27 protein-coding genes are annotated in these 26559 nt (G+C 46.7%); 2 read left to right on the plus strand and 25 right to left on the minus strand.

All coding sequences use genetic code 11. The features are described from left to right. Positions 1–105 precede the first annotated feature (105 nt). From pepT to QM657_RS09095, 17 genes are all read right to left on the minus strand, one after another. The gene (pepT, locus tag QM657_RS09015) at positions 106–1332 is read right to left on the minus strand and encodes a peptidase T (RefSeq protein WP_415066308.1); all 1227 of its coding nucleotides are present in this window, start codon (positions 1330–1332) and stop codon (positions 106–108) included. A gap of 26 nt (positions 1333–1358) precedes the next feature. Continuing rightward, complete coding sequence (locus QM657_RS09020; protein ID WP_415066309.1) at positions 1359–2861, minus strand: hypothetical protein; 1503 nt, start codon at positions 2859–2861, stop codon at positions 1359–1361. 153 nt (positions 2862–3014) lie between these two features. Continuing rightward, positions 3015–3713 carry an OmpA family protein gene (locus tag QM657_RS09025; RefSeq protein WP_415066310.1) on the minus strand — a complete coding sequence of 233 codons (699 nt, stop codon included), beginning with the start codon at positions 3711–3713 and terminating at the stop codon, positions 3015–3017. Positions 3714–3751: 38 nt separating this feature from the next. Beyond that, the gene (locus QM657_RS09030; RefSeq protein WP_415066311.1) at positions 3752–4573 is read right to left on the minus strand and encodes a motility protein A; all 822 of its coding nucleotides are present in this window, start codon (positions 4571–4573) and stop codon (positions 3752–3754) included. A 187-nt stretch (positions 4574–4760) separates the two neighbouring features. Continuing rightward, positions 4761–6044, minus strand: coding sequence for a bifunctional phosphoribosyl-AMP cyclohydrolase/phosphoribosyl-ATP diphosphatase HisIE (gene hisIE, locus QM657_RS09035; RefSeq protein WP_415066312.1), 1284 nt, complete (start codon positions 6042–6044; stop codon positions 4761–4763). After that, positions 6041–6784, minus strand: a complete 744-nt coding sequence (gene hisA, locus QM657_RS09040) for a 1-(5-phosphoribosyl)-5-[(5-phosphoribosylamino)methylideneamino]imidazole-4-carboxamide isomerase (RefSeq protein ID WP_415066313.1) — start codon at positions 6782–6784, stop codon at positions 6041–6043. Before hisA ends, hisIE begins: the two co-directional genes overlap by 4 nt. Before the next feature lie 10 nt (positions 6785–6794). Continuing rightward, positions 6795–8087, minus strand: a complete 1293-nt coding sequence (hisD, locus tag QM657_RS09045) for a histidinol dehydrogenase (RefSeq protein ID WP_415066314.1) — start codon at positions 8085–8087, stop codon at positions 6795–6797. Next, the gene (hisG, locus tag QM657_RS09050; protein ID WP_415066315.1) at positions 8084–8734 is read right to left on the minus strand and encodes an ATP phosphoribosyltransferase; all 651 of its coding nucleotides are present in this window, start codon (positions 8732–8734) and stop codon (positions 8084–8086) included. Before hisG ends, hisD begins: the two co-directional genes overlap by 4 nt. A gap of 12 nt (positions 8735–8746) precedes the next feature. Continuing rightward, on the minus strand, positions 8747–10009 hold the full coding sequence (hisZ, locus tag QM657_RS09055) for an ATP phosphoribosyltransferase regulatory subunit (RefSeq protein ID WP_415066316.1): 1263 nt from the start codon (positions 10007–10009) through the stop codon (positions 8747–8749). A gap of 125 nt (positions 10010–10134) precedes the next feature. After that, on the minus strand, positions 10135–10668 hold the full coding sequence (locus tag QM657_RS09060) for a Holliday junction resolvase RecU (RefSeq protein WP_415066317.1): 534 nt from the start codon (positions 10666–10668) through the stop codon (positions 10135–10137). A gap of 12 nt (positions 10669–10680) precedes the next feature. Further along, positions 10681–11643 (minus strand): RluA family pseudouridine synthase, encoded by a 963-nt coding sequence (locus tag QM657_RS09065; protein WP_415066318.1) that lies wholly within the window; start codon positions 11641–11643, stop codon positions 10681–10683. Positions 11644–11662: 19 nt separating this feature from the next. Continuing rightward, entirely contained in the window at positions 11663–12433 is a 771-nt protein-coding gene (locus tag QM657_RS09070; protein ID WP_415066319.1) for an SDR family NAD(P)-dependent oxidoreductase, read from the minus strand. 26 nt (positions 12434–12459) lie between these two features. Beyond that, a complete protein-coding gene (locus tag QM657_RS09075; protein ID WP_415066320.1) occupies positions 12460–14400 on the minus strand; it encodes a YgiQ family radical SAM protein in 1941 nt (646 codons plus the stop codon). Then, on the minus strand, positions 14397–15062 hold the full coding sequence (locus QM657_RS09080) for an HAD family hydrolase (protein ID WP_415066412.1): 666 nt from the start codon (positions 15060–15062) through the stop codon (positions 14397–14399). Before QM657_RS09080 ends, QM657_RS09075 begins: the two co-directional genes overlap by 4 nt. Continuing rightward, the gene (locus QM657_RS09085) at positions 15052–15810 is read right to left on the minus strand and encodes a pseudouridine synthase (protein ID WP_415066321.1); all 759 of its coding nucleotides are present in this window, start codon (positions 15808–15810) and stop codon (positions 15052–15054) included. The genes QM657_RS09080 and QM657_RS09085 overlap by 11 nt, the downstream gene beginning before the upstream one ends. Positions 15811–15822: 12 nt before the next feature. Then, positions 15823–17154: an RsmB/NOP family class I SAM-dependent RNA methyltransferase gene (locus tag QM657_RS09090; protein WP_415066413.1), complete on the minus strand. Its 1332-nt coding sequence runs from the start codon at positions 17152–17154 to the stop codon at positions 15823–15825. Positions 17155–17215: 61 nt separating this feature from the next. Continuing rightward, a complete protein-coding gene (locus QM657_RS09095; RefSeq protein WP_415066322.1) occupies positions 17216–18025 on the minus strand; it encodes a M23 family metallopeptidase in 810 nt (269 codons plus the stop codon). Between the two features lie 51 nt (positions 18026–18076). Here QM657_RS09095 and QM657_RS09100 point away from each other — a divergent pair, with 51 nt between their 5' ends. Then, positions 18077–19003 carry a nucleoside recognition protein gene (locus tag QM657_RS09100; protein WP_415066323.1) on the plus strand — a complete coding sequence of 309 codons (927 nt, stop codon included), beginning with the start codon at positions 18077–18079 and terminating at the stop codon, positions 19001–19003. Here the strand turns inward: QM657_RS09100 and QM657_RS09105 are convergent. The 8 genes from QM657_RS09105 to QM657_RS09140 all read right to left on the minus strand — a co-directional run bounded on the left by QM657_RS09105 (position 18960) and on the right by QM657_RS09140 (position 26083). Continuing rightward, entirely contained in the window at positions 18960–19541 is a 582-nt protein-coding gene (locus QM657_RS09105; protein ID WP_415066324.1) for a vacuolar family H+-ATPase subunit H, read from the minus strand. The genes QM657_RS09100 and QM657_RS09105 overlap by 44 nt on opposite strands. A 2-nt stretch (positions 19542–19543) precedes the next feature. Beyond that, positions 19544–20062: a pantetheine-phosphate adenylyltransferase gene (coaD, locus tag QM657_RS09110; protein WP_415066325.1), complete on the minus strand. Its 519-nt coding sequence runs from the start codon at positions 20060–20062 to the stop codon at positions 19544–19546. Continuing rightward, positions 20059–20622: a 16S rRNA (guanine(966)-N(2))-methyltransferase RsmD gene (gene rsmD, locus QM657_RS09115; RefSeq protein WP_415066326.1), complete on the minus strand. Its 564-nt coding sequence runs from the start codon at positions 20620–20622 to the stop codon at positions 20059–20061. The genes coaD and rsmD overlap by 4 nt, the downstream gene beginning before the upstream one ends. Positions 20623–20780: 158 nt before the next feature. Beyond that, the gene (locus QM657_RS09120; RefSeq protein WP_158379240.1) at positions 20781–20984 is read right to left on the minus strand and encodes an alpha/beta-type small acid-soluble spore protein; all 204 of its coding nucleotides are present in this window, start codon (positions 20982–20984) and stop codon (positions 20781–20783) included. A gap of 146 nt (positions 20985–21130) precedes the next feature. Further along, entirely contained in the window at positions 21131–21826 is a 696-nt protein-coding gene (locus QM657_RS09125; RefSeq protein ID WP_415066327.1) for a DUF975 family protein, read from the minus strand. A gap of 77 nt (positions 21827–21903) precedes the next feature. After that, complete coding sequence (recG, locus tag QM657_RS09130; protein ID WP_415066328.1) at positions 21904–23955, minus strand: ATP-dependent DNA helicase RecG; 2052 nt, start codon at positions 23953–23955, stop codon at positions 21904–21906. A gap of 86 nt (positions 23956–24041) precedes the next feature. Beyond that, complete coding sequence (locus QM657_RS09135; protein WP_415066329.1) at positions 24042–25712, minus strand: DAK2 domain-containing protein; 1671 nt, start codon at positions 25710–25712, stop codon at positions 24042–24044. Positions 25713–25726: 14 nt separating this feature from the next. After that, positions 25727–26083 carry an Asp23/Gls24 family envelope stress response protein gene (locus QM657_RS09140; RefSeq protein ID WP_158379236.1) on the minus strand — a complete coding sequence of 119 codons (357 nt, stop codon included), beginning with the start codon at positions 26081–26083 and terminating at the stop codon, positions 25727–25729. Positions 26084–26252: 169 nt separating this feature from the next. Between QM657_RS09140 and rpmB the strand changes: the two genes are divergently transcribed. Next, a complete protein-coding gene (gene rpmB / locus QM657_RS09145) occupies positions 26253–26438 on the plus strand; it encodes a 50S ribosomal protein L28 (protein WP_333652725.1) in 186 nt (61 codons plus the stop codon). Positions 26439–26559: the final 121 nt, after the last annotated feature.

Raw genomic sequence — 26559 nt, forward strand, 5'->3', positions numbered from 1 at the left:
AGTATACCATTTTGACCCTGGAAATACAAGTAGTGTTAAAGGCGAATCTTTCTCATTTTCTCCTGTAATATACAAAAACGCCCGCCAAAAGGCGGGCATTTCCATTTATTTTTCTGTAAACTTTTCTACGATTTTAAGAAGCAGCTCCACAACCTTTTCCATGGACTGAACCGGTATGAATTCAAATTTTCCATGGAAGTTATGGCCTCCCGTACAAAGGTTGGGACAGGGAAGCCCCATATAGGATAGACGGGCACCGTCTGTGCCGCCCCGGATGGGACGGACTAAAGGCTTAATTCCTGTTTCCTCCATGGCGGTCCTTGCAATATCAATGAGATACATGTGAGGCTCCACCATTTCTTTCATGTTGTAGTAGCTGTCTTTTAATATGAGTTCCACAGTTCCTGCAGGATAGCGTTTATTCAGATAATCTGCGGCCTGCTTTATGAATTCCTTTTTTGCTTCAAACTTTTCTTTGCTGTGGTCCCGGATGATGTATTCCAGACGGGCTTCCTCCACAGTTCCACTCATGGAATCTAAGTGGTAAAAGCCTTCATATCCTTCTGTATACATGGGATTTTCATGAACCGGAAGCATGCCGTGAAATTCCATCGCCATCAAAAGGGAATTTCTCATCTTACCCTTGGATGACCCCGGATGAATGTTGGAGCCGTGAATGATCACCCTGGCGGAAGCTGCATTGAAATTCTCGTATTCCAGCTCTCCCAAGGCTCCTCCATCCACAGTATAGGCCACCTCAGCTCCAAAGCCTTTCACATCAAAAAAGTCAGCTCCCCGGCCCACCTCTTCATCGGGTGTAAAGCCGATGCGCAGCTTTCCGTGTGGAATCTCAGGATGGGACAGCAGATATTCTGCCATAGTCATAATTTCTGCCACTCCGGCCTTGTCATCTGCACCCAAAAGCGTGGTTCCGTCGGTGGTAACAATATCCTGTCCCTTATAATCCAGCAAATCCGGAAAATCACTGACCCTCATGGTCACTCCGGTCTCTTCATTCAAAACAATATCGCCGCCGTCATAGTTTTTTACGATCCTGGGCTTTATTCCGGTTCCTGAATAGGCCGGGGCCGTATCCATATGGGCGATAAAGCCAAGAACCGGAACCTGTTTTTCCATGGTAGCCGGTATGGTGGCATAGACGTAACCGCATTCATCCACAGTCACATCCTCTGCCTTCATGGCCTGAAGCTCAGACGCCAGCTCTTTTGCCAGCACCCTCTGTTTCTCAGTACTTGGAAATTCCTCCGCATTCTCCTTGGACTGGGTGTCAAAGGATATATACTTTAAAAAATGATTTAATACTTCTGACATCACATAACTACCTTTCTTTATATATTTTATTCTGAAACCTGCATACTCATAATGGCCCGGATTGCCCCAAGGCTGGACCAGACCGACAGGCCGTAACCTATGGCCAGATCAACGAAAAAGCCTTTCCACATATCCATCTCAGACATCAGCTTTCCAAAATTGGAGAAAACGTAAGCCATGGTCTCAAAGCTGGCTTCAAATTCAAAGTAAGCCCGTGTCATGGAAACCCCGTAATCCAGCAAATTGGCCCCAAATATCATCCCGGCTGTGATGAAGAGGCAGATAATTGCTCCTCTTTTATCCAGTCTTCTGCCCAGCTTCTCAAAACCTCCCAGGGAAAGCTTGAGCATGACAAATCCGGCGATTCCGGCTATAAATCCAATCTGGCCGATGAGGACCCATAAGGCTGCTCCTATGAGGGCTCCTATCAAAGCACCCACAATTCCCGGAATCAGTCTGGTGCCTTTCTCCTCCAAAGAAGCGGCTGCCTCTGCCCTCCAGTCCTCTGTTTTAAAGTCTGTAAGTATTTCTGAAGTGAGGGTATCCCTTAACTGCTCCTCTTTCCTGTCCTCGATCTTGCGTTTAATCCGGTCTGCCAGTTCCTGAAATGCTTCTTTCTTTTTAGAACCGGTTCCCTTAGTGAGGATGAGGGTATGATACTTCTGACCGGAGCTTTCTGCCATAAGCCGCATATTGGGCCCGGCAACCGTATGAAAAATCCGTTCTATACTTTGGTAAGGGAGGATTTCAAAACCTTCCGCATTGGTGACGATGTAATCCTGGGTCAGATAAAGCTTTTCTTTCTCATAGGCTGAGGTGCCCGGCTGAGCGAGCTGCCTGTCCACGAAAAGAAGCTTTTCCTCTGTCCATGCCTTTAATGTGGCACGGCTCTTTTTCAGCCTTGGATCCGTTAATTTTGCCGCCAGATATGCGGTTGCAGCCAAAGCCAGCATGGCAGACCACAAAAAGAGCAGAGAAACGTTTTTTGAAACAGGAGATTCCGGTTTTCTGGTTGTATCCAGGTAGTATTCACCAAAATAGTCGGAAAAATTATCTTCTGTCACAAGATCTTCCTCCCACATCTCATTATAGCTTTCTATGGCATACTTCCTGATATTCTCCTCAATGGGAGCTGCTATTCCGTAAAACGAAACCGGCTCCGGCTCCTCCTTTGAATCCTCATATAAGTAAGACTGGATTTTTAAAGCTTCTTTTGAGAGATTTCCATGGACCTGGATTATGTAAGGCAGAGACTCTTCATCATAAACAAAATAATAATGGTTCGTCTCCTTAAAATCTGAAGCAAATTCAAAGGTCATCATCCGGCCTTCCAGACTGCTGTAAATATCTGCTCCGCCATATACGTTGAACTTTTCTGGATCAGTCTGGGGGACTCCGCCTCCCAAAAGTTTGAAAGCCGCACCTGCAAACAGGAAGGAAAAAGCCATGCAATACACCAGCGCAACCGGTATCGCCCACCGGTAAAGCCGGATCATCCGTTTCATTTTACCGGACATCTGATTGTTCATACTTCTACCCCCTTATCTTTCATTATTTTACCATTATAGCACAAGGAAGAAAACCTGTCCATGCATGTAAAAAGCACTGGCAAAAGCTTTAAAAGCCTGTTTGCCAATGCTCACAAAAACTGTTTTTTCTCATATGACTGCCATGAAACGGTTTTATTCAGAATCATTTCCCATTGATTTTATGTAGAAATCCACACGCCGGTTCTTGCCTTTTCCCTCATCGGTGGAATTATCGGCCACCGGATAAAATTCGCTGTATCCGATTGCAGAAAACTTCTTTGCCTCAATTCCTGAGGTTTCCAGCAGATGCTTTAAAACATTGACCGCGCGGCTGGTGGACAATTCCCAGTTGCTGTCAAAAGAAGAAGTCTTTATAGGGCGGTTATCCGTGTGCCCCTCAATACGTATCATCTGGATGGCTTCCTGGTAATAAACCAGAATATCCGAGATATTTTGAAGCATGGGAAGTGCAGCCGGATCAATATCAGCCTTTCCCGAATCAAAGAGAATGGACGCTGAAATCCGCAGCAATATCTCTTCGTCTCCCAGCTTTTCAACATTGAGCTGTTCCGACAGTCCGGCTTCCATCACATAAGTTTTCATGTGCTCATAAAGGCTGTTGAATTCCTCTAAATCAAAATTGCCCCCGCCACCTGTGGTGGATTGAGAAATATCCTGGTTCTGTTCAGCCGCTTTTCTTTCTGACTGAATAACAACCGCCTGGCTCATCATGGCAAATGCGAACAAAATTACGAAAACCGCCAGCAAATCAGTCATCAAATCGCTATAACTCGCCAGCCAGTTTTCGCCCTCATCGTCATCTTCATCTTCATCTTCGAATTTTGAGCGCATGATTATTTGTCACTCCTTTCACCTCTGGTATGTATTCATCATTTCTTTGGCTTTTTTGGTTCTTTTACCTTTTTTCCCTTTTTTTTCGGATTTTCTTCGTCATCCAGGTTGATATTCGCAAATGCCGATAACTCTTCCTTTATCATTCTGGGGTTCTTTCCCTGCTGAATGCCCACAAGTCCCTCTAACAGCAGTTCCCTTCTGAAGGCTTCCTCCTTGTCCATAGCTACCAGTTTACGTCCTAAAGGAGAAAATATGATATTGGCAACGAAAGCACCGTAAAAGGAGGACACAAGCTCTATGGCCATCATGGGTCCCAGGGCAGAGGGGTCATCCAAGCTGTTCAGCATGGGGATCAGACCTACGTATGTACCGAGAAGTCCCAAAGCCGGAGCAGTTGCTCCGATCATGTTCAGCATAGCCGCACTCTTTGCGTGACGCAGCTTCATGAAATGGGTTGCCCCCTCCATAATATTTCTCAACTGCTCTTCATCGGTTCCGTCGATGATATAGCGTATTCCCATTTTCAAATATTCATCATTTGTAAGATCGTCAATATGGTTTTCCAGTGCCAGCAAGCCGTTTTTTCTGGATATTTCAGCACACCGGATCAGGCTTACGATGTCGTCCTTTAAATCATAATTCTCTTTTCTAAAACTCTTTAAAAAAACGTGTCCGAAGGTCTTTAGCGTCTTGGGAGGAAAGGCCATAATAACAGATGCCGCAGTACCTCCGAAAATCATAAGAGCAGATGGGACATTATAAAACAAATTAAGATGTCCTGATGTGAACATGGCGCTGATAATAAAGAAAGCGCCGAGAAAAAGTCCTATAAGTGAAGTATTTATGAATCGAGACAATGTGAAAACCTCCTGAGTATGCATATTTCAAATCAAAACCTAGATGTCATGACTTACTCTTTTTTTGTCGGCTCTCTTCTGCACTTAGTTAATGACAATTGGAGAATCTTAACATCTTCTTAATTCATAAAACAAAAAATCCCGGCATAGAAATGATGAATTCATCTCCATGCCGGGGCAATAAGTGTCAGCGGTTTGCCAGTTCCCTGGTAATGTCCTCCCAGGTCACTCCTTTTTGGGCCATCAATACCATCATGTGGTAAAGAAAGTCCGAAATTTCATATTTCACTTCCTCGGAATTGGGATTTTTTGCGGCTATGATGATTTCCGCAGCTTCCTCTCCCAGCTTCTTTAATATTTTATCGATTCCCTTATCGAACAGGTAATTGGTATAAGAACCTTCCTTGGGATTTTCCTTCCTGTCCATGATCACCTGAAACACATCTTCAAATACCTTAAGGGGATTGGTCTCCTGATATTCCTTTTTTACAAGATCTGTGTAAAAACACGTTTTTTCCCCGGTATGGCAGGCTGCGCCGATCTGATTCACCTTTGCAAGCAGGGTATCGCTGTCACAGTCTATGGAAAGAGACTTCACATACTGGTAATGGCCGGAGGTTTCCCCCTTAAGCCAGAGTTCACCCCGGCTTCTGCTGTAATAAGTCATGCGGCCTGTCTCTAAGGTCTTCTGAAACGCCTCTTCATTCATATAAGCCAGCATCAGCACCTGGCCGGTCCGGTAATCCTGGGTGATGACCGGAATGAGACCGTCCGAATTCAGCTTAAATCCGCTGAAGCTGACAGGGCTCTCAAAGGTATCCACATCAATTCCCCTGGCCTTTAAATCCTGTTTTAAATCCATGCATCCGGCTTCCCCGTCAAGAATTCCGATAAAGCCGTTTACATTCTCTGTCTTAAGCACAGCAGGCAAAAACTCTCCGCCAGAACCTGTGAGCAGAAAAACTTCTTTGCATTCAGACACCTTTAAAAGCTTTTCTTCTGTCATATCCAGATCGCCTAAAATCATGACAGAGGCCCCAAGCTGGGCATATTCCTTGGCACTCTCTAAATAGGAGCAGTCCGGTAAGTAAGCGTATACCTTATCATCCCCGAACCGGTCTGAGGCCTCCTTCATCAAGTCCACATTTTCCTCTGAACTGCCATCGAGAAAAGAGGCCTTTGCCCCTGCGTAGAGATATTTCTTCACATCCTCTAAACGCTTCACTCTTCCCCCGGCAATGACCGGTATATCGGAAAGCCTTGCAATCTCTTTCATCATGCCTATGGTCTTTTCGTGATCTTCCTCAGATTCCGATAAGTCCAGAAGAAACAGCTCATCGGCTCCGCTGTCTCCGTAAAAGCGGGCCAGCTCCAGAAGGCCTTTTTCATAATACGCTGCCCTGTCATCGAGCCTGACAGCCTTTCCTTCCCGGATTCCAAAGCCTGCAATTATTTTCTTACACTCCATCATACAATCCTCCCCTGAGGCGCCTTCTTTTCAAACGCATCGATGGCTTCTTTTAAATCAATCCGTTTTTCATACAGAGCCTTTCCGATGATGGCCCCTTTGACACCGGCCTCATAAAGCTGGCGCAAATCCTCCATGGAAGACATCCCCCCGGAAGCGATGATGTCCAGTCCCGTGTCATCGGTCAGCTTTTTCGTATAAGCCACATTAGGGCCGGACAGCATTCCGTCTCTGGCTATATCGGTGTATACAATGTGCTGAATACCGTATTCTTTCATGCGTCCGCATAAGTCTGACGCCGACATGGTGCTGATTTTTTCCCAGCCCTCTACGGCCACCATACCATCTTTTGCATCCACACCGGCCACAATCCGCTCAGAACCGAATTTTTTCACCATTTCTCCCAGGAATTCAGGATTTTCCACGGCTCTGGTTCCGATGATCACCCTGGAAACGCCCAGGGAAAGCATGGCCTCTATAGCTTCTTCGCTGCGGATGCCGCCTCCGATTTCAATGGGGATGGAAACGGTATCTGCGATCTTTTTTATCACATCTTTATTCACGGAATAACCGGCCAAAGCCCCATCTAAGTCCACCAGGTGCAAAAAAGTGGCCCCTTGGGACTGCCAAAGAGCGGCTACCTCCTCCGGCGCATCGGAATAAACGGTAATTTCTTTAAATTCTCCCTGCTTTAAACGGACGCACTGCCCGTTTTTTAAATCAATTGCTGGATAAAGCTGCATACGAATTCTCCTATTCTTCAAACCTCACCTTTACGGAATTGGCGTGAGCGGTCAGGTGCTCTGCTTCGGCAAAGGCTTCAATATCCTTATGGACCTGCTCCAAAGCCTCTTTGGAATAATAAATAATACTGGATTTCTTCACATAATCATCCACGTTTAAGGGAGAGAAGAATTTGGCTGTTCCGTTGGTGGGAAGCACATGGTTGGGCCCTGCAAAATAATCTCCCAGAGGCTCAGAGCTGTATTCTCCCAGGAATATGGCCCCTGCATTGTGAATCCTGGTCATATCCTCAAACGGGTTTCTGGTGATGATTTCCAAATGCTCCGGAGCGATCTCATTGACGACTGCAATGGCCTCCTTCATGGTATCCGCCACCAGAATATATCCGTAATTGTCGAGAGACTTCTTGATGATCTCAGACCGGGACAGCACATTTGCAAAGTTTTCCGCTTCCTCTGATACCTTCTCAGCCAGCTCCATGCTGGTGGTCACCAGAATGGAAGAAGCCAGCTCATCATGCTCTGCCTGGGATAACAAATCCGCTGCCACAAAACGGGGATTGGCGCTCTCATCCGCGAGCACTAAAATCTCGCTGGGGCCTGCAATGCTGTCTATGCTCACGTGGCCGTAAACCGCCTTTTTGGCCAGTGCCACAAAGATGTTTCCGGGGCCCACAATCTTATCCACCTTTGGAATGGATTCCGTTCCAAAGGCCAGGGCAGCCACTGCCTGCGCTCCGCCCACCTTGTAAACCTCCGTAGCGCCGGCTAAGTAAGCGGCAGTCAGAGTGACCGGATTCACCTTTCCATCCGGTCCCGGAGGGGTTACCATGGCAATCCGCTCCACTCCTGCCACCTCAGCTGGAATGATGTTCATCAAAACAGAAGACGGATAAGCCGCCTTTCCGCCCGGAACGTAAACACCTACGCTTCCAAGGGCAGTGATTTTTTGTCCTAAGATGGTTCCATCCGGCTTGCTGTCAAACCAGCTGTACTGCTTCTGCTTTTCATGGAACTGGCGGATGTTTTTCATGGACTTTTTCATGACCTCCAAAAGCCCAGGGTCCACCTCTTTCATGGCCTCTTTGATTTCCTCTTCCGTCACCCGGATATTTGAAGCATTGATATCTGCTTTGTCAAATTCCTTTGTATAGGAAAAAAGAGCCTTGTCCTTATCCGTCTTCACGGTTTCCACAATTTTCTGGACCGCATCGGCATAGGTGCTGTAATTATTGGGATCTCTTTTTAATAAGTCCGCCAGAATATTCTGTTTGGAGCTTTCATCTAATTTTATAATTCTCATTGGTTTTCCTCCTGCAGCAAGGTGCGAAGATCATGGATCAGCTTTGTGATCCTGTCATTTTCCCGCTTCATGCTCACCTGATTGACCACCATACGGGCGGAAAGAGGGCAGATTTCCTCCAATACGTCAAGTCCGTTCTCCCTCAGGGTAGCTCCTGTCTCCACAATGTCCACGATCACCTCGGAAAGCCCTACAATGGGGGCCAGCTCAATGGAGCCGTTCAGCTTGATGATTTCCACAGTCTGATGTTTTTTATTATAAAAATAATCCTTGGCAATGGCCGGATACTTGGTGGCTACCCGGATCATTTCATGGTGCTGTAACAGTTCCTGGGCCGACTTGGGGCCGCAGACGCACATGCGGCAGTTTCCCATGCCTAAATTCATGACCTCGTAAAGCTTTCTCCCCTCTTCCAAAAGAGTGTCCTTGCCCACGATGCCGATATCAGCCGCCCCGTATTCCACATAGGTGGGCACATCGCTGGCCTTTGCCAGGAAAAACCGCATTCCCAGCTCTTCATTGGTGAAGATCAGCTTTCTGGAGCCCTTGTCCTTCATTTCCTCACAGGTGATTCCGATTTTCTCAAACATGGCAAGGGAATCCTTTGCCAGACGCCCCTTTGCCAGGGCAAATGTCAGATATCTCATAAGTACCTCCGGTTACTGTAAATATTCCGACAGAGGTATCTCTTCTGTTCGGTTTAAAAGCAGGTTCGTGACCTTTACGGAAAATCCCATGGTGTCCAGGTACAGAAGATTGTGCAAATCCCTGCGCAGAGCATAGTCAAAATACGTTTCAAGAGAACGGTCCGGGTCCTTAAGCTGAAGCTGGACTGCCATGCCCGCATTGCGGAAATGGTCTGCCAGATGAATGCCGCCCTCCCTCGATTCCTTTTCATAAAGAATCATGGTGTTGGCAACCGTGACCTTTGTCTCGATCTTCTGTCTCGATAAGGCCAGCAAAAGCTCATCCACGGAAATTCCAAAGCCTACGGCAGGAGAATCTTTTCCAAACTGTTCTAAGAGCTTGTCATACCGGCCTCCGTTGACAATGTAATCTCCGGTGCCGTACGTATAAGCCTTAAAAATGATTCCGGTATAATACTGGTACTGGCTCAGCATGCCAAGGTCATAGGAAACGTAATCCGTAAGGCCGTAATGGGCCAGAATCCGGTTTACCTCCTCCAGGCGCTCAATGGCCTTTAAGGCCCTTGGATTGGCTGTCAGCTCTCTGGCCGCCTGAATCTGCTCCAGGGAACCGAAAAGCTCCGGAAGCTTTAAAAACACCTGCTTCAGCTCTTTGGAAATGGGCTGGGCCATCACCAGTTCTTCCACACCGAAATAGTTTTTATTTTCAATCAGCTCTCTTAAAGCCTCTTCCATCTCCTCATCCATACCGGCTTCTTCAAGCAGGCCCTTAAAAAAGTCCACTTCTCCTAACTCCACCTGAAATTCCGTAAGCCCTGCCGCCAGCAAAGCCCGGATCACCATGACCAGGATTTCCCCGTCAGCGTCAGCGGAATCATCCCCCAGCAGCTCCACGCCGGTCTGGGTGGCTTCCTTAAGCCTTCCCTGATAGCTGGAATTGTTGATAAAGGTTCTCTCCAGGTAACAGAGACGGATGGGCATATACTCATCCATAAAATACTTCACCGCACACCTGGCAATGGCAGGGGTTTCGTCAGGCCTCAGAACCAGGGTGTGATTATCCCGGTCAAAAAATTTAAACATTTCCTTTGCCTTGACGCTTCCGCGGGATTCATTGAAAATATCAAAAAATTCAAAGGTGGGAGTTTCAATGTCCTGATATCCGAACAGATGAAACACGTTCAAAATTTTTTCCTGCACAACGGCTTTTTTTGTGCACTCCACTCCATAGATATCCCGGACTCCGTCCGGTGTATGTAACAGCTTATTTGCCATGATGTCCTCCATCCTGCAATAACCAGGAAAATTGTTTTCACAGTATCTCGTTTTCTTTTACTTTCTTATAGTAAAGTGATAATTCGGTAACGTGTAGTTTATTATAGGGGAGAAAACCCTGATTGTCAATCTCTTCTGTCCAAATCTTTTTGAATCATTTCCAGATAATGGATGAAAATATCCCTGTGGCTGCGTATTTCCCAGTCTTTATCCACTTCCTCATAAGTGAAGCTTTTCCGTCCTCCCTCCTCCATCCGCTTCCAGAATTTCTTTAAACGGTCAAAGGGCAGATAATAAACCTCATTTTTCTGGGTATAGGATACGATGATGAAGGAAATGCCTCCCTGCCGTTCAAATTCTTCCATGAAGTCGACCTGATGAGGGTGGATGTTCTGAAGGGGAAAGGTGGAGGCGCTGCACTCCTTTGCATCAAAGCAGATCGGTATTCCCTGGACGGCGCCGATGTAGTCCACCGTACTTTTCTGCTCAAAGTAAGCCAGGGTGATGTGGCGGTTTTCCTTGTCAATGGAGATGGGGGTGATGGGGGTGGGGATTTTCTGAATCAAAGCCAGCCCCTTTTCCCGGTAGCTTTCATTGCTGCGGTTAATCAGCTCCTCCAAAGTGGAGCCTCTTAAGCCTCTCGTATTCCAGGTTCCCATGTTTCCCTCCTCTTATTTCCAGTCCCTGCATATTTTTGAAAAAATTTCCGGCAAAGGTGCAAAAAAAGTCTTTCCCGATAAATAAGAAAGAGGCTCCGGCAGCACCGGAAATGTGACCTGAAAGGAATGAAGAAGCTGGGACTGGACAGAAAATAGCTTTCTGGCTTCTTCGTTGGCCTTTTTATTGCCGTATTTATAATCCCCGATAATGGGATAGCCGATGGAGGATAAATGAGCCCTGATCTGATGGGTTCTTCCAGTGACCAGAGTGACCTTTAACAACGTGTAGTCCTCAGAAAAGGCCATCGGCTCATACTCCGTCACAATGGGAAGGCTGTCTGGAACCTGCTCCTTATGGATTGTCACCTGATTGGAGGCCTCATCCTTTATGAGAAAGCCTTGAATCACCTGTTTTTTAGAGAGCCTGCCCTTTACCACACATTGATAATACTTGTGGATGCTCCTGTCCTTAAAGACCGCGGACATGAGCTGCAGCCCTGCCAGAGACTTTCCGCAGACCACCAGGCCGCTGGTATTGCGGTCCAGGCGGTTGCATATGGAAGGGCGAAAGCTCCTCAACTGCTCCGCCGTCAGGCTGCCCTTTGATAACAGGTAATCGATGAGATACTCCACCAGGGATTCATCAGACTCCTTTGCCTTTTGGGAGAGCATCCCTGCGGGCTTATTGACTAAGAAGATGTGGTCATCCTCATATATGACATTTAAAGCAACCTTTTTAACCTGGGGAATTTTCACTTCGGAAAACTTTTCAATGGTTTCATCAGAAAGGAAGAGCTTGATTTCATCTCCCTCTCCCAGCTTTTCCGAACCGTCGCATTTCTTCCCGTTTAACGTGATGTTTTTCTTTCTCATCATCTTATAGAGAAAGCTTTTTCCTGCCAGATTCAAATATTTCGCCAGCAGCTTATCGAGACGCTGGCCTGCTTCATTTTTCGATACAATCAAAGACTGCATGACTGGTCCTTTCTGTCTGTTACTCTGCTTTCATGGATTTTCGGATAAGACTCAGGATCATGCCGTGGGGAAATAGTTTGCACAGCATACGGAAGGATTTCATGGTAAGTCCATAAACGGAAACAGAACGGCCCATCATGCTGTCTCTCAAAGCCAGAGACACCACCTTGCGGGGATCAGCCATGACCAGCTTTTTATAAAGAGGAATCTCTCCAGTTGTTCCGGCGATATCAAAGAACTCGGTCTTTACAGGTCCGGGGCAGACCGCGGTAACATAGATTCCCCTGGGCTTTACTTCCTCATTAAGAGCTCTGCTGTAGCTTAAGATAAATGCTTTTGTGGCCGCATAAATGGCAAACTGAGGCTGGGGGAGAAAGCCTGCCGAAGAAGAAAACTGGATGATGCGGCTGTTTTTTGACATATAGGGAAGCACCATGTGGGTCACCGCACAGAGAGCCCGGCAGTTCAAATCGATCATGCCGCCTTCCTCTTCCACGCTGATAAAGCCCACAGGGCCGATCTTTCCGTATCCGGCTCCATTGACCAGCCACTTCACATCAGGCTTTTCTTCTGAAAGGGCCTCTTCCAGTTCTTTCAGCTCTTCCGCTCTTGTTAAATCTATATCAAAGCACCGGAGCTTTACCGGAACGAGAAGAGACAGCTCCTCCAGACGTTCCTTTCTCCTGGCAATGGCCCATATTTCCCCGATTCCGCTAAAACGGTCGGCAATCTGCATGATAAATTCTCTTCCCATACCGGAAGAAGCGCCTGTTACAATCGCAATTTTCATATGGATTCCCTCCATGAAATCTCATTTTATTTTCCTGCTTTTTTGTGGACGTTCCGGATTGTCTTTTTCCTGCGCTCTCCCTGTTTTTCAAGGGAAGGCGCTCCGGTTCTGTTTGTACTTCCATAATTCTTGCCGGTTTTTTTGCCGCCCATTCCTCCAACCGGCGCTCCTGCTGCCGGGCGGATCAGGCATTTCTTATCATATCCGATCAAATCAGTCCGTCCTGCCAGCTTTAAGGCTTCTATAACCAAATCCCGGTTCTTGGGATTCCGGTACTGGATCAGCGCCCTCTGCATGGCCTTTTCGTGAGGATTGACCGGAACGTAAACCTTTTCCATGGTCCGGGGATCGTATCCGGTGTAATACATACAGGTGGAAATGGTGGAGGGGGTAGGATAAAAGTCCTGAACCTGCTCCGGCATATAACCCAAGTCACGCAAATACTCCGCAAGCTCCACGGCCTCCGTAAGCCCGGAACCCGGATGGGAGGACATCAGATAGGGAACGAGATACTGTTTGATGCCCAGTTTGCCGTTCATTTCGTTGTATTCCTTTACAAACTGGCGGTAAATTTTATTATCCGGCTTTCCCATCCTGGAGAGCACCTTGTCGGACACGTGCTCCGGGGCCACCTTTAACTGGCCGCTGACATGGTGCTGGCAAAGCTCCTTTAAAAACTTCTTGCCCGGATCAGCCAGCACATAGTCAAAGCGGATTCCGGAACGGATAAAGACCTTTTTCACCTTTGGAAGGGTCCGCAGCTTTCTAAGCAAGTCAATATAATCCCCATGGTCCGCATTTAAATTCTTGCAGGGCTCCGGGAATAAGCACTGTCTGTTTGGACATGCTCCCTTTGTCGTTTGCTTTTCACAGGCGGGATTTCGAAAATCAGCGGTAGGACCTCCTACGTCGTGAATATAGCCCTTAAAGTCAGGCTCTTCGATCAAAAGCTTTGCCTCATCCAAAAGGGAATTGTGGCTTCTGGACTGGATGATTCTGCCCTGATGGAAGGTGAGGGCACAAAAACTGCAGGCTCCAAAACAGCCCCTGTTGCTGATCAGGCTGAACTTGATCTCCCGGATAGCCGGAACGCCGCCAAGATCTTCGTAAGAGGGGTGGTAATTTCTCATATAGGGCAGGTTATAAACCTCATCCATTTCCCCGGTGGAAAGGGGCTTTCCGGGCGGATTCTGAACCACAAACAAATTGTCCCCGTAAGGCTCCACCAGACGCTTTCCAATAAATGGGTCCGTGTTTCCATACTGGATATAATAGCTTTTGGCGTACTCCAGCTTATCCTCTTTCAGGCTTTCAAAAGAAGGAAGGGTCAATGCGTCATATACGGACTCCAGGCTCTTTGTTTTATAAACGGTTCCCTCAATAAAGGTGATGTCCTTGATATCGATACCGCTGTTTAAGGCATCGGCGATCTCCACAATGGACTTTTCCCCCATTCCGTAGGATATTAAATCTGCCTGGGAATCTAAAAGGATGGAGCGCTTTAACCGGTCTGACCAGTAATCGTAATGGGCCAGACGCCTTAAGCTGGCTTCAATGCCGCCTATGATAATGGGTGCTTTCTTATATACAGACCGGATTAAATTGCAGTAAACCGTGGCTGCGTAGTCCGGACGTTTTCCCATAACACCTCCGGGGGTATAGGAGTCCTGCTGCCTGCGCTTTTTCGAAACCGAATAATGGTTTACCATGGAATCCATGTTTCCGCTGCTGACTAAAAATCCCAGGCGGGGCTCCCCCAGCACCTGAATGCTTTTTGGGTCTTTCCAGTCCGGCTGGGCTATGATTCCCACCTTATACCCATGGGATTCCAAAAGACGGCTGATGATGGCGTGGCCGAAAGACGGGTGATCCACATAGGCGTCACCGCTCACATAGACGAAGTCACACTGTTTCCAGCCTCTGATATTCATATCCGACCTGCTGATCGGAAGGTAATCGTGAATCATGCTTTTGCTCCATTTCTGTTCAACAACTGATAATAATCATAAATAAAGTAATCGGCCAGCTTCCTTTTTTCCTCTTCCATGCTTCTGGAAAACTCATCATCGATCGCGCAGACCGTCATCCCTGCCCTCTTTCCTGCCAGAATCCCCGCAGGGATGTCCTCGAAAACAAGGCAATTGGAAGGGTGTAAATCAAGTGTCCCCGCCACTTTTAAGTAAATGTCCGGAGCCGGCTTTCCGGCAGTCACCTCACAAGCGGTAGCCACCACATCAAAGTACCGGTCTATCTTTAAGGAAGCCAAAACTGCATCCACCATCTGTCTTCCGTTGCTGGTGGCAATCCCCGCCTTGATTCCCTTAGAAGCGAGGTGCTCTAAAAATTCTCCTGCTCCCGGCTTTAAGGGAACCTCATGCCGGTATTTGTCAATAGACATTTCCGTCCACACGTTTTTGATCTCTTCAAGAGATTCCCTCAACTGAAATCTCTTTTTAAAGTAATTGGCTGTTTCTGAAAAACTCATACCTTCGATTTCTTTATCCAGGTCCTCAGGGCACTCAAATCCCCTGTCCCCTAAAAATTCTATGTCAATGGATTTCCACATCCACATGGAATCCACCAGGGTCCCATCCAGATCAAAAATCACAGCTTTTTTCTCATCCAACATCTTCTGCTTTCCGTTCCTTTCCATGGCTTTTCAGCCTCAGTATTTCCTCCTCTGTAAGAGGACGGTACTGTCCCGGCTTTAAAGTCTCATCTAATGTAAGGCTGCCCATGGACAGCCGCTTTAAGTATACCACAGAGCACCCCAGAACTTCAAACATCCGTTTTACCTGGTGGAATTTTCCTTCCCGTATGGTGAGGCGGATTTCTGACAGCGCTCCATTTTGTCCCTGATTTAAGATTTCCAAATCTGCCGGAAGGGTGATGGTTCCATCGGAAAGCTCCAGCCCCTCCTTCATCCGTTCTTTTGCGTCAGAAGGAAGCTCTCCCTCCACCCTGGCAAAGTAAACCTTGTCCACATGCTTTTTCGGTGACAGAAGCTGATGGGCCAAATCTCCGTCATTGGTGATGAGAAGCAGCCCTTCCGTATCAATGTCCAGACGCCCCACGGGAAATAAATCGTCCCGTTTCCGGTCCAGGATTAAGCCCACCACGGTTTCATAGCGGGAATCCTCTGTTGCAGATACCACGCCCTGCGGTTTATTCAGAATATAGTATTCATACTCTGCATAGGCGATGATACGCCCGTCTAATTCAACCTGGTTATGGGCAGGGTCAATTTTTCTCTCCGGCTTTTTCTCCGGCTGCCCGTCCACATAGATTCTGCCCTTTCTCGCCATTTCCTTGATCTGGCTTCTGGTTCCCTGACCCATTTCTCCCAGGTATTTATCCAATCTGATTTCTTTTGCCATAATTTATTTCCTTCACCCCTGCCAACGCCATCCGGGATAGTATTTATTTTTTAAAGAAGCTCCTGTTCCCTTGGCAAATCCCAGAGGGAAGCCATCCACACAGATCAGGCACCAGCCCTTGACCTGTCCTTCCTCCTCATTTAAAAAGATGGTTTCTCCCTTTAAATACCGAAGAACCCTCTCATCCTGTCTTTTCCAGGAAAAGGTCTGTTTAAATTCCTCCCGCTTCAAAGCCATCGCAAATGCCTGGGACGGTTCAAAACGGTCCTTTTTCATCTCTCCCAGCAAAAGCCCTGTCCTCAAATACCTCAGACCCTTTGCCTTTTCCGGAAAGTATTCCGGCAGATAATAAACAGCGGACTCCTTAATCCTGATGCGGGAACAGTCCAAAGGCTTTGATACCAGGGAAAGAAAAGAAGAGAGGTCGCCGGGAATGGGGGCGGCCTTGGAGTTTTCCTTTGGAGAAACCTTCCCGCCTTCTTCCTGGGATTCCTTCTTTTTTAACAGAGCCATGAAATGCCCTTCCCCCTTAATCTTGTGGGGAAACAGCCTTAAACAGCCAAAAAGCCCTATCCCGCCGCTGGCTCCCTCAAAAAGGGGAAGAGAAACCAGCTCCATCTGTTCATCCTCTTTCAAAATCCAGTCAATAACGTCCTCATTTTCACGGACAGAGAACGTGCAGGTGGAATATAAGAGAAATCCGCCGGGAACCAGCATGTCCGCAGCCTGCTTTAAAATCTCCTTCTGTATCACTGCATAGTACTCCGGACCGTGTTCCTCATAGCTTTTTACCATGTCGGCATCCTTTCGGAACATCCCTTCTCCGGAACAGGGCGCATCCACCAGAATTTTGTTAAAAAACTCACCGAAAATATTTTTTAATTTTCCCGGCTCCTCGCTGGTGACACAGATATTTTCAATTCCCCACAGCTCTAAATTCTTTAACAAAGCCTTTGCCCTGGAATTGCTGATGTCATTGGACACCAGAATCCCTTTTCCCTTTAACCTGGCTCCAAGCTCTGTGCTCTTTCCTCCGGGGGCCGCACACAAGTCCAGGACCTTATCTCCCGGAACCACAGGAAGTAAGCTGGCCGGGGTCATGGCGCTCGGTTCCTGGAGATAGTAAAGTCCGGCGTAATAATAGGAATCCTTGGCCGGACGGTCTTCTCCTTCATAATAAAACCCGTTTTTGACCCACGGGACAGGCTTTAAGGGGAATATGGCTTTTTGCGCAAATTCCTCAGGAGTGATCTTTAAATCATTGGTCCTCAGTCCGTAAAGCCGCTCCTCTTCAAAGCTTTTTAAATAAGCTTCGTATTCTTCTTCTCCCAGCAAATCCTTCATTCTGTTTAAAAATTCTTCTGAAACCTTTATTTCTTTCACGCGTTTACTCCTGCTTCTATCTTTAATAGGAATATTTTAACCGGTATTTCTCCAGATACCGCAAAACCCAGTAAGGATTTACGCTCATTTCTTCCTTGTTATCGGTTTTTAAGTAAATGCCCATATGCAGGTGGACATCGAAATTTCCCGTAGTCCCTTCCACCTTGCTGTAGCCCGTATCCCCCATAAAGCCCAACAGTTCTCCGGCCTTTACACGGTCCCCTTCCTTCCACTGCCTGCTGTAGCCGTAGAGGTGGGCATAATATAAGTACACGCCGCCCGGACTCCTGATGCCCAGGCGCCAGCCTCCCTTTTCCAGCCAGCCCACCTTTTCCACCGTTCCGTCGCTGATGCTCACAACGGGGTAATAGCCTCTGGGCTTTTCTGTTCCCATGATATCACAGCCTTCATGTCCCCGCTCTCCTCCGTAGGTGCGGGTATCCATCCAGCCGTTTTCGTATTTTATATCAGGAGAATCGGGGTTGGTATTTAAAGGAACCGGGAAAAACTTTAAATCTTTAAATATCATTTCATAAGCCTGTTTAAGCTTTCTGTATTCCTCAGGCTTTACCTTCATGATCCGGTCTGCGTGGTAATCTTCTTCCGCAGCCTTTGTTAAGTCGTACTGGTTTTCTATCATGAGGGAGGTGAGGGCATCGTAATCTATTTTACTCCAGTCAGCCACCATTTCCCCTAGTTGCAGGCTTCTGAAATCATCGCTTTCCCAGGTATAGGCGTCTAACTGGTAAAAGGTGGGATTGTTATAGAGATAGTCAATCATGGTCACGTTAAATACAGAAAGAATCAAAATGAAAAAAAGAATCACCATCATATCACTTATGCCTTTTCATATAATTGTATAAAACAATCTATTCAGGTGATTATGAAAAAATCCTTTTTCCGTCTGCTTTCCGTGGCCGCCCTTCTCCTTTTGCTCCTTCGCCCCTCCCTGGCCTTTGAGGGCGCCAGAAACGGACTGGTTCTCTGGGGCTCTGTAGTGGTGCCTTCCCTGCTCCCTTTTATGATCTGCTCCAATGTCATTGTGGCCTTAAACGCCATCCACATCCTCATTTTCCCTGTCAGGCGGCTTTTGCACCGGTTTTTCTGCCTTTCCGATGCGGGAAGCTACACCTTTATCTCCGGCCTTCTCTGCGGATACCCCATGGGGGCCAGAACCTGCAGCGAATTTATGGACAAAAACAGGATGACATCCAGAGAAGGAAAATATCTGCTGGCCATCTGCAACCATCCCAGCCCCATGTTCCTCTTAGGCTATGCTGCTTCCGGACTGCCAAATTCCGTTCCGGTCTGGCTCCTTCTCATCTCCATATATCTGCCCATATTTTTTGTTTCCTGGGCAGCCAGAGCTTATTACGGCATCCGGGAACCGGAGCCCTCTGTCTCTGAAAAAGGGCGCTCCTCCCACTCCTTTGACGAAAGCCTGATGGATTCCTGTGAGGTCATGATAAAAATAGGAGGCTATATCATGATTTTCTCCATCCTGGCCCTTTACATAGCAAAGCTCCCCCTCCACAATCCCGGACAGACAGCAGTTCTTCTTGGAATCATCGAAATCACCACCGGAATCAAGGCCATATCGGAAACCTTTTCCGGCCTTTCCTGCGGGCTCTGGATCGGAGCTGTCACAGCTTTCGGGGGCCTTTCCGGCATCTTTCAGACAAAGAGCGTCATAAAAAATGCCGGATTATCCATCCGGCACTATGTAGTCTGGAAGGTCTTTCACAGCCTTCTTACCATCATCTTTTTTATTCTTCTATCCCGTTTTCTTCCGCTCCTGCCGTCTGGATAACCGCGCCGGTCAGCTCCTGACGGTTGGAGGAAACGATATCAAAGCTTGTCTGCATGGAGGTCATAAATGCATCAAAGCGGCCCTGTGCCCCTTCCATGGAGTGACTGATAATCGTTTGAAGGCTCTTTAACATGTCATCGGTATATTGAACGGCGCTCTGGCGTATTCCATTGGCGTCTGCCACCGCCTGTTCCACGATCTGCTGGGCCTGGCTGTTGGCCTGCTGTATGATCTCGTCAGCCTGGGCATACGCCTTTTGCATGATCTCATGCTCATTGACCAGCTCGTTGGTCTGGGCATTGGCCTGGGACAAAATGGAATCCGCCTGCTGGCGGGCCTCATTCATAATGGCATCCCGGTTGCTGATGATCTTCTGATACTGTTTGATTTCATCGGGAATACGAAGGCGAAGCTCTACCAAAAGCTCCTCCAGTTCCTCCCTGTTCACCACGATCTTGCTGTTGGAAAGCGGCTGGTACTTGCAGCTGTCAATATATTCTTCAATTTCGCCGATTAACTGTTCGATTCTGCTCATCATAATTAAGAACACTCCTCACCCTTATTTCGTTCTATCTTCGCTCTGTCTTCCATCTTTCGGTTCACATGTTCCCTGATTTCTGTGGGCACAAATGCGCTTATCTCTCCGCCGTAGGCAGCGATCTCCTTCACAATGCTGGAACTTAAGTAAGAATACTTTAAATTAGTCGCCAAAAACACAGTATCCACCTCCGGTGCAATGACCCGGTTAGTCTGTGCGATCTGCAATTCATATTCAAAATCCGTTACAGCCCGAAGCCCGCGAATCACCGCATCCGCCTGATTGGCTCGTACAAAATCCACCAAAAGACCTCCAAAGGCTTTTACTTCCACATTTGGCTTATCTTTGGTAAGACTCTTTATCATATTAACACGTTCTTCTGCAGAAAACAACGGAGTTTTTGAATAATTATTTAAAACTCCGATGATCAGATGGTCTGCCATGGCGGCTGCCCGTTCAATGATGTCCAAATGTCCATAAGTCACCGGATCAAAGCTGCCGGGATATACTGCTCTTTTCATAGGGATTCTTCTTTCTTTATGAATACATGCTGGTTTGTCTTGTATTTTTTCTCTTTTATCAGTTCATATCCCATGGAAGCCAGATAGTCAAAAGAAGTTTCCAAAGAAGCTTCCGTGATGATGACGGTATCCTGGCTCAATAGATTGGAGGCGGATAAGTATTCTAAAATCCGTTTTTCCCATTCCATATTATAAGGCGGGTCCATAAAGATATAGTCAAAAACATGGCCTTTGTCTTCCAGCCGTTCAAGCCCTGTTATGACATCGCAGTTCATCACAATGGCGCCTTCCTCCAGTCTGGTGGTCTTTAAGTTCTCCCGGATACAGGCGGCTGCCTTGGGATTTTGTTCGATCAAAACGGCCAGAGCGGCCCCCCGGCTCAATGCCTCGATGGCAATGGCTCCGCTTCCGGAAAAAAGGTCTAAAAATTTGCAGTCAGCCATATCCGGCTGAATCATATTGAATAAGGTTTCCTTAATTCTGTCGGTGGTAGGTCTGGTGTCTTGTCCCTCTATTGTGTTTAATACAAGTCTTCGTGCTTTTCCTGCTATAACTCTCATTTCAATCCTCGCTTTATCTTTCTGGAGTATTGCATCTCAGCTTTTATTTTACCATAAGTCGACAGATATACAATAAAAAATATATAAAAAAGGAGCCGCAGCTCCTAACTGAATCGTTGGGATACTGCGGCCTCTTTTTTCTGCTTTACTTTTGCAGATTATTTACCTGCCATCTGTCTTTCCTGAGCTTCGATCATTTTCTTAACCATATAGCCGCCTACAGAACCATTCTGAGCGGAGGTTAAATTTCCGTTATAACCGTTGGTTAACGGAACACCGATTTCACTGGCTACTTCCATTTTGAAACGGTCCATTGCTTCCTTTGCTTCTGGTACATTCATAGAATTAGATTTTCCTGACATAATGATATGCCTCCTTTTCATCTATTCACCATGTTTTTTTGTTTTTGTAATTCATGGTGTGTTTTGTGTTACACTCCTATTATGGCTGAATCAGAATGAAATAAACTAGAAGGTTTTTCGTAAAATGCCATTTTTTAACATTCAATTTAATAGGCTTGCTCCCATGCGGTAAAGTCCGCGGAATTGCCTTTTAATGCGTAATAATAATTAGCCAAAGTGACCGTTGTATATGGAGTCACGTAGATAAAAGCCAGAAAACATGTGAATACACCTAAAATGTCCCATAAGATAAAGGAAAGTCCCAGCACAAACCACTCCCATTTATGGCCTGCCATCATTTCCTTGCTTTCACGTATGCACTCCATGATGCCCTTATTCGGATTCTCAGCCATAATAAAGACGGCCTGGGAATAGCGGCATGCTGCTATGATTCCCGGAATTATGAAAAGAAGGGACCACAAAAGTGTAAATATAGATACCATCAAAACCAGCCCGATTGCCTTTAATAAATATTTTACGGCTGAAAACAAATCTCCGTAAGACATATTCTGGTTCCTGGCGGCGACCTTTAAACAGTAGGACTGGTATCCAAACTGAAGAATGGTGCTCAAAATCAAATTGACAAAATAGAATACGGCACTGCTGATTCCAAAAGCCAGAACCACATTGGCGCTGCTCTCAATAATTCCTTCTGCCATAAACTCTTCCCACAAATCCAGAAAAAACTGAACAGAACCTAATATCAGTAAAATAACTCCCATAATTACAGTGACCACATAAGGACTCACTGCCGCTTCCTTCATGGCCCGCTTTGCATCTGCCTTTAATTCGCCTCTGCTCATATCACTCCTCCTTTTCTTTTTCAGCATTTCCTCTCAATAAAATTTTACCACTTTGTGAACACAATATCAATCTTCTTCTAAAGATTCAATTTTCCATAGCTCTTTTCCAGATATTCCTCTAATTTGCCGCGCAGTTCCCGGTGCTCTTCCATTTCCAGCTCCGGGTCCTTTTGAAACAGCAGATTCACTTCATCAGACACCGTCTTTAAAATATTGGCATCCGTAAAAATATCCCCCAGCTTAAATTCCAAATCCCCGCTCTGGCGGATTCCGAAAATATCGCCCGGCCCTCTCAGCTTTAAATCCTCTGACGCAATAAAAAATCCGTCGTTGGACTTATTTAAAATCTCCAGACGCTCCTTGGTTTCATCCTGCTCCGAACCATTGACCAGGATGCAGTAGGACTGATGCTTTCCCCGTCCCACCCGGCCCCTTAACTGGTGAAGCTGGGCCAGGCCGAAGCGCTCTGCATTTTCAATCATCATAACCGTGGCGTTAGGCACATTTACGCCAACCTCAATGACCGTGGTGGAAACCAGAACCTTGATTTCGCCGCAGGCAAACCGCTCCATGATGCTGTTCTTTTCCTTTGGTTTCATCTTCCCGTGAAGAAACTCCACTGAAATCCCAGGAAGGGCACTCTGGAGGGCCTTTGTATAATCCACCACATTTTCCCCTTCCATCATCTCACTGGCCTCTACCATAGGACAGATCACATAAGCCTGGCGTCCGGCAGCCACCTCTCTTTTGATAAAATCATAGGCCTTGCTTCTATATCCCGTATCCACAACACAGTTTTTAATGGGAAGGCGGTCAGCCGGAAGCTCATCAATAACGGAAATGTCCAAATCCCCGTAAATAATGATAGCCAGGGTCCTGGGAATGGGCGTTGCACTCATAACCAGAACGTGAGGCTCTTCTCCCTTTTTTCCAAGCAGTTCCCTCTGGCTGACCCCAAACCGGTGCTGTTCATCGGTGATCACCAGAGCCAGATTGTCGTATACCACCTTTTCCTGAATGAGAGCATGGGTGCCCACAATGATATCCGCCTCATGGGAAGCGATTTTTTGATAGGCCTCTCTCTTTTCCTTTGCCGTCATGGAGCCTGTGACCAGAATCGGCTTTTTGTCTATCTGATATCGTTCAAACAGCTCCTTCATGGACTCAAAATGCTGCCTTGCAAGCACCTCCGTAGGCACCATGAGAGCGCCCTGATATCCGTTATAAGCCGTTTCCAAAAGGGCTAAAATGGCAATGATGGTCTTACCGGAGCCCACATCTCCCTGAATCAAGCGGTTCATGACCCGCCCTGCCGTCAAATCCTCCTGAATCTCAAGAAGGACCTTATTCTGGGCCTTTGTAAGGGAATACGGAAGGCTGTTCTTTAACACCTCCACCTCAGGAGAGAGCTTCAAGGAATAGGCGCTTCGTTTTTCATTGCGCCCTTCCTTTAACCGCCGCACTGCCATGAGAAAGAAGAAGAATTCCTCAAATACCAGCCTCTTCCTGGCAAATAAAAGCTCCTTGCGGTCCGTTGGAAAATGAATATGCTCTATGGCAAAATTATATTCCGCCAGCTCATGCTTTTTGCGCAGTTCCCCCGGCATGTAATCCCTGACCATCCGACGAAGGTCAAGTGCCTGCTTCTGAGCCCTGACAATGGTCTTATTGCTAAGGCCCTTGGTTTGTCCGTAAATCGGCTGCATGGAGTGGATCACCTCTCCATACGCTTCTGCCGTAAATACCTCCGGCTGTTCCATAACGAGGCGCCCGCTCTTTTTCACCACCCGTCCCCGGAATACAGCCCTCATTCCAGCCTTTAAGGTGGAATGAAGATAAGGCATATTATACCAGGTGAGCTGAAGGCTTCCGCTTCCATCCTTTAACGTGGCTGTTATAACCTGGATGTGGCTGTAACGCTTCACATCCGGAGTCTTATGAAGCATTCCCGCCACAGTCATGATCCGGTCCGGTTTTAATTCCCCGATGGGAGAAGGCTCCTCATAGGTGTCGTATTCCCTCGGATAATATTCCAGAAGGTCCCCTATGGTAAATACTCCGAGTTTCTGAAATAATTTCCCGGTCTTTTCTCCGATTCCTTTTAAAGCATCAACAGGTTCCCGGTTCATAGGTCCACCCCTCCTTTCTCGTCTTATTCATATCAAAAAGGGCAGACGGTTTTTTCCGTCTGCCCGAAACAGGCAGTCTGTTTCTTTTATTCCACAGAAACCAGGTAATAATAAATGGGCTGTCCGCCTGAGTGAAGCTCCACTTCACACCCGGAGAACATCTCTTCTGCTTTTTCCCTGATCTCTTCTGCATCTTCTTCACTGACTTCTTTTCCGTAATAAATGGTCACCAGCTCTGACTCTTCCTCTACCATGGATTCCAGAGCCTTTAAAACAGTTTCGCCGATATCCTTTCCAACGGTTAAGATTCCCTCATCTCCCAGGGCCATAATATCGCCTTCCCTGATCTCAATATCATCGATGGTGGTGTTGCGGACTGCATAAGTCACCTGACCGGTTTTCACACGGCCCATCTCCTTTGTCATGATGGTTTCATTGTCCTCAGGAGATAAATCCGGCGCAAAATTGATGATGGCAGTGATTCCCTGAGGAATGGTCTTGGAAGGGATTACAATCACCTTTTTGTCCTCCACCAGACTCTTGGCCTGCTGGGCTGCCAGAATGATGTTTTTATTGTTTGGAAGGATGTAAATGGTGTCGGCATTGACATGGTCAATGGCATTTAACATATCCTCAGTGCTTGGATTCATGGTCTGTCCGCCCTGGATCAGATAATCAGCTCCAATGCCGCGGAAGATTTCATCAAGCCCTTCTCCCGCTGAAACAGAAATAAATCCGTACAGCTTACGGGGCTCCTCTTTCTTCTCCGGAGCCTTTTGCTGGGCTGCCATCTTTTCTGCATCCTGAATCAACCGTTCATGATGCTCCTCCCGCATGTTGTCAATCTTCATCCGGGATAAAGAACCGTAGGTCAAAGCCTTCTGAATGGCAAGGCCCGGATCATTGGTATGAACATGAACCTTTACGATATCGTCATCAGAAACCACCACAAGGGAATCTCCAATGGATTCTAAATACGCTTTGAACTGGTTCTCCTCTTTATGGTCATAAGGCTTTTCCAGATTGATGATGAATTCCGTGCAATAACCGAATTTAATATCAACCTCTTCCAGCCTTGCACCTTCCATGGATGAATGAGTGTGAGCACTTCCTTCCATCGGAACAGATAAGTCCACTTCCTTGCCGGAAAGGCCGTCATATGCTCCTTTTAACACCTGCATCAGTCCCTGGCCGCCGGAATCCACTACTCCGGCCTGCTTTAATACAGGAAGCATCTCAGGCGTCTGGCTCAGCACGTAGTCGCCGTGTTCAATCACTTTACGGGCAAACTCCAGCACATCATCGGTTTCAAGGGCCAGTTCTGTTGCCTTTTCCGACATCCCTCTGGCTACGGTAAGTATAGTTCCTTCTTTAGGCTTCATAACCGCCTTATATGCGGTTTCCGAAGCTCTTACAAAAGCATGGGCCAGGATGGTGACAGTAACCTGGTCCACTGCTGCGATTTCCTTAGTAAATCCCCTGAACAACTGGGATAAAATAACGCCGGAATTTCCTCTGGCGCCTCTTAAAGAACCGGAGGAAATCGCCTTTGCCACGGCCTCCATGGTAGGATGTTCAATGGCAGCCACTTCCTTTGCCGCCGCCATGATGGTCATGGTCATATTAGTTCCGGTGTCTCCATCGGGTACGGGAAACACATTCAGTTCATTAATCCATTCTTTTTTTGCTTCCAGTCCCTTAGCACCTGCCAGAAATGCCTTTCTGAGCATTTCAGCGTCTATATACTGCATACCCACAGGTAGTTTCCTCCTTAATCAATCACTCTCACACCTTCTACGAAGATGTTGATTTTATCTACCGTCATGCCGGTGAATTCTTCTACTTTATATTTGACATTTTCAATCAGGTTATCGGCTACTGCAGAAATGCTGATTCCATACGCCACAATAACATGAAAATCAATGGTAATGTGGTTGTCCTGTATATTCACATTGATTCCGTGAGTCAGACCTTCTCTCTTTAAAAGCTTAACGAGTCCGTCCTTCATACTGACAGCTGCCATGCCTACGATGCCAAAGCATTCCACTGCCGTGGTTCCGGCATACATGGCGATAACATCAGGGCTTACCTGGATTTCGCCCAGTTTATTATTAATGTAACCCTTCATATTGTTTACCTCCGTTCTTTCTGTCTTATTTGATTATACATGATTTTTCCAAAAAAAGAAACAAATTTTTATTTTTCACTTGCAAATAATAGGATTTTCTGTTATCATACATTTGTTGTGGATTTTTCAATCATAAAAAAATCCAAGTTGCTTTTAAGGAGGTGCAATCATGGCTAAATGTGCAATTTGTGAAAAAGCTGCTCACTTTGGAAACGCAGTGAGCCATTCCCATAGAAGATCTAACAAAATGTGGAAAGCAAATGTCAAGTCTGTTAAAGTAAAAGTTAACGGCGGCGCTAAGAAGATGTACGTATGTACTTCCTGCTTAAGATCCGGATTAATTGAAAGAGCTTAATCAAAGGAAACTCCTGGCTGATATCAGTCAGGAGTATTTTTTATCCTCTACGAACCTGCCCCCAAAGGGCGGGCCTTTTATTTTATACAGCAAAATCCTCCTAGCAACAAAACAGATTGTA

This window comes from Lacrimispora sp. (assembly GCF_047605665.1).
Classification (GTDB): domain Bacteria; phylum Bacillota; class Clostridia; order Lachnospirales; family Lachnospiraceae; genus Lacrimispora.

Excerpts from the sequence above, each read along its gene's own strand:
- QM657_RS09075 (WP_415066320.1), bottom strand. The coding sequence starts at position 14,400 with ATGATTCACGATTACCTTCCGATCAGCAGGTCGGATATGAATATCAGA.
- QM657_RS09060 (WP_415066317.1), bottom strand. The coding sequence starts at position 10,668 with ATGGGAACCTGGAATACGAGAGGCTTAAGAGGCTCCACTTTGGAGGAG.
- QM657_RS09100 (WP_415066323.1), top strand. The coding sequence starts at position 18,077 with ATGAAAAAATCCTTTTTCCGTCTGCTTTCCGTGGCCGCCCTTCTCCTT.
- pepT (WP_415066308.1), bottom strand. The coding sequence starts at position 1,332 with ATGTCAGAAGTATTAAATCATTTTTTAAAGTATATATCCTTTGACACC.
- QM657_RS09065 (WP_415066318.1), bottom strand. The coding sequence starts at position 11,643 with ATGCAGTCTTTGATTGTATCGAAAAATGAAGCAGGCCAGCGTCTCGAT.
- QM657_RS09105 (WP_415066324.1), bottom strand. The coding sequence starts at position 19,541 with ATGATGAGCAGAATCGAACAGTTAATCGGCGAAATTGAAGAATATATT.
- QM657_RS09090 (WP_415066413.1), bottom strand. The coding sequence starts at position 17,154 with ATGAAGGATTTGCTGGGAGAAGAAGAATACGAAGCTTATTTAAAAAGC.
- coaD (WP_415066325.1), bottom strand. The coding sequence starts at position 20,062 with ATGAAAAGAGCAGTATATCCCGGCAGCTTTGATCCGGTGACTTATGGA.
- hisA (WP_415066313.1), bottom strand. The coding sequence starts at position 6,784 with ATGCAGCTTTATCCAGCAATTGATTTAAAAAACGGGCAGTGCGTCCGT.
- hisIE (WP_415066312.1), bottom strand. The coding sequence starts at position 6,044 with ATGATGGAGTGTAAGAAAATAATTGCAGGCTTTGGAATCCGGGAAGGA.
- hisD (WP_415066314.1), bottom strand. The coding sequence starts at position 8,087 with ATGAGAATTATAAAATTAGATGAAAGCTCCAAACAGAATATTCTGGCG.
- QM657_RS09125 (WP_415066327.1), bottom strand. The coding sequence starts at position 21,826 with ATGAGCAGAGGCGAATTAAAGGCAGATGCAAAGCGGGCCATGAAGGAA.
- QM657_RS09080 (WP_415066412.1), bottom strand. The coding sequence starts at position 15,062 with ATGTTGGATGAGAAAAAAGCTGTGATTTTTGATCTGGATGGGACCCTG.
- QM657_RS09070 (WP_415066319.1), bottom strand. The coding sequence starts at position 12,433 with ATGAAAATTGCGATTGTAACAGGCGCTTCTTCCGGTATGGGAAGAGAA.
- QM657_RS09025 (WP_415066310.1), bottom strand. The coding sequence starts at position 3,713 with ATGCGCTCAAAATTCGAAGATGAAGATGAAGATGACGATGAGGGCGAA.
- QM657_RS09095 (WP_415066322.1), bottom strand. The coding sequence starts at position 18,025 with ATGATGGTGATTCTTTTTTTCATTTTGATTCTTTCTGTATTTAACGTG.
- QM657_RS09120 (WP_158379240.1), bottom strand. The coding sequence starts at position 20,984 with ATGTCAGGAAAATCTAATTCTATGAATGTACCAGAAGCAAAGGAAGCA.
- hisZ (WP_415066316.1), bottom strand. The coding sequence starts at position 10,009 with ATGGCAAATAAGCTGTTACATACACCGGACGGAGTCCGGGATATCTAT.
- recG (WP_415066328.1), bottom strand. The coding sequence starts at position 23,955 with ATGAACCGGGAACCTGTTGATGCTTTAAAAGGAATCGGAGAAAAGACC.
- rsmD (WP_415066326.1), bottom strand. The coding sequence starts at position 20,622 with ATGAGAGTTATAGCAGGAAAAGCACGAAGACTTGTATTAAACACAATA.
- QM657_RS09020 (WP_415066309.1), bottom strand. The coding sequence starts at position 2,861 with ATGAACAATCAGATGTCCGGTAAAATGAAACGGATGATCCGGCTTTAC.
- hisG (WP_415066315.1), bottom strand. The coding sequence starts at position 8,734 with ATGAGATATCTGACATTTGCCCTGGCAAAGGGGCGTCTGGCAAAGGAT.
- rpmB (WP_333652725.1), top strand. The coding sequence starts at position 26,253 with ATGGCTAAATGTGCAATTTGTGAAAAAGCTGCTCACTTTGGAAACGCA.
- QM657_RS09140 (WP_158379236.1), bottom strand. The coding sequence starts at position 26,083 with ATGAAGGGTTACATTAATAATAAACTGGGCGAAATCCAGGTAAGCCCT.
- QM657_RS09085 (WP_415066321.1), bottom strand. The coding sequence starts at position 15,810 with ATGGCAAAAGAAATCAGATTGGATAAATACCTGGGAGAAATGGGTCAG.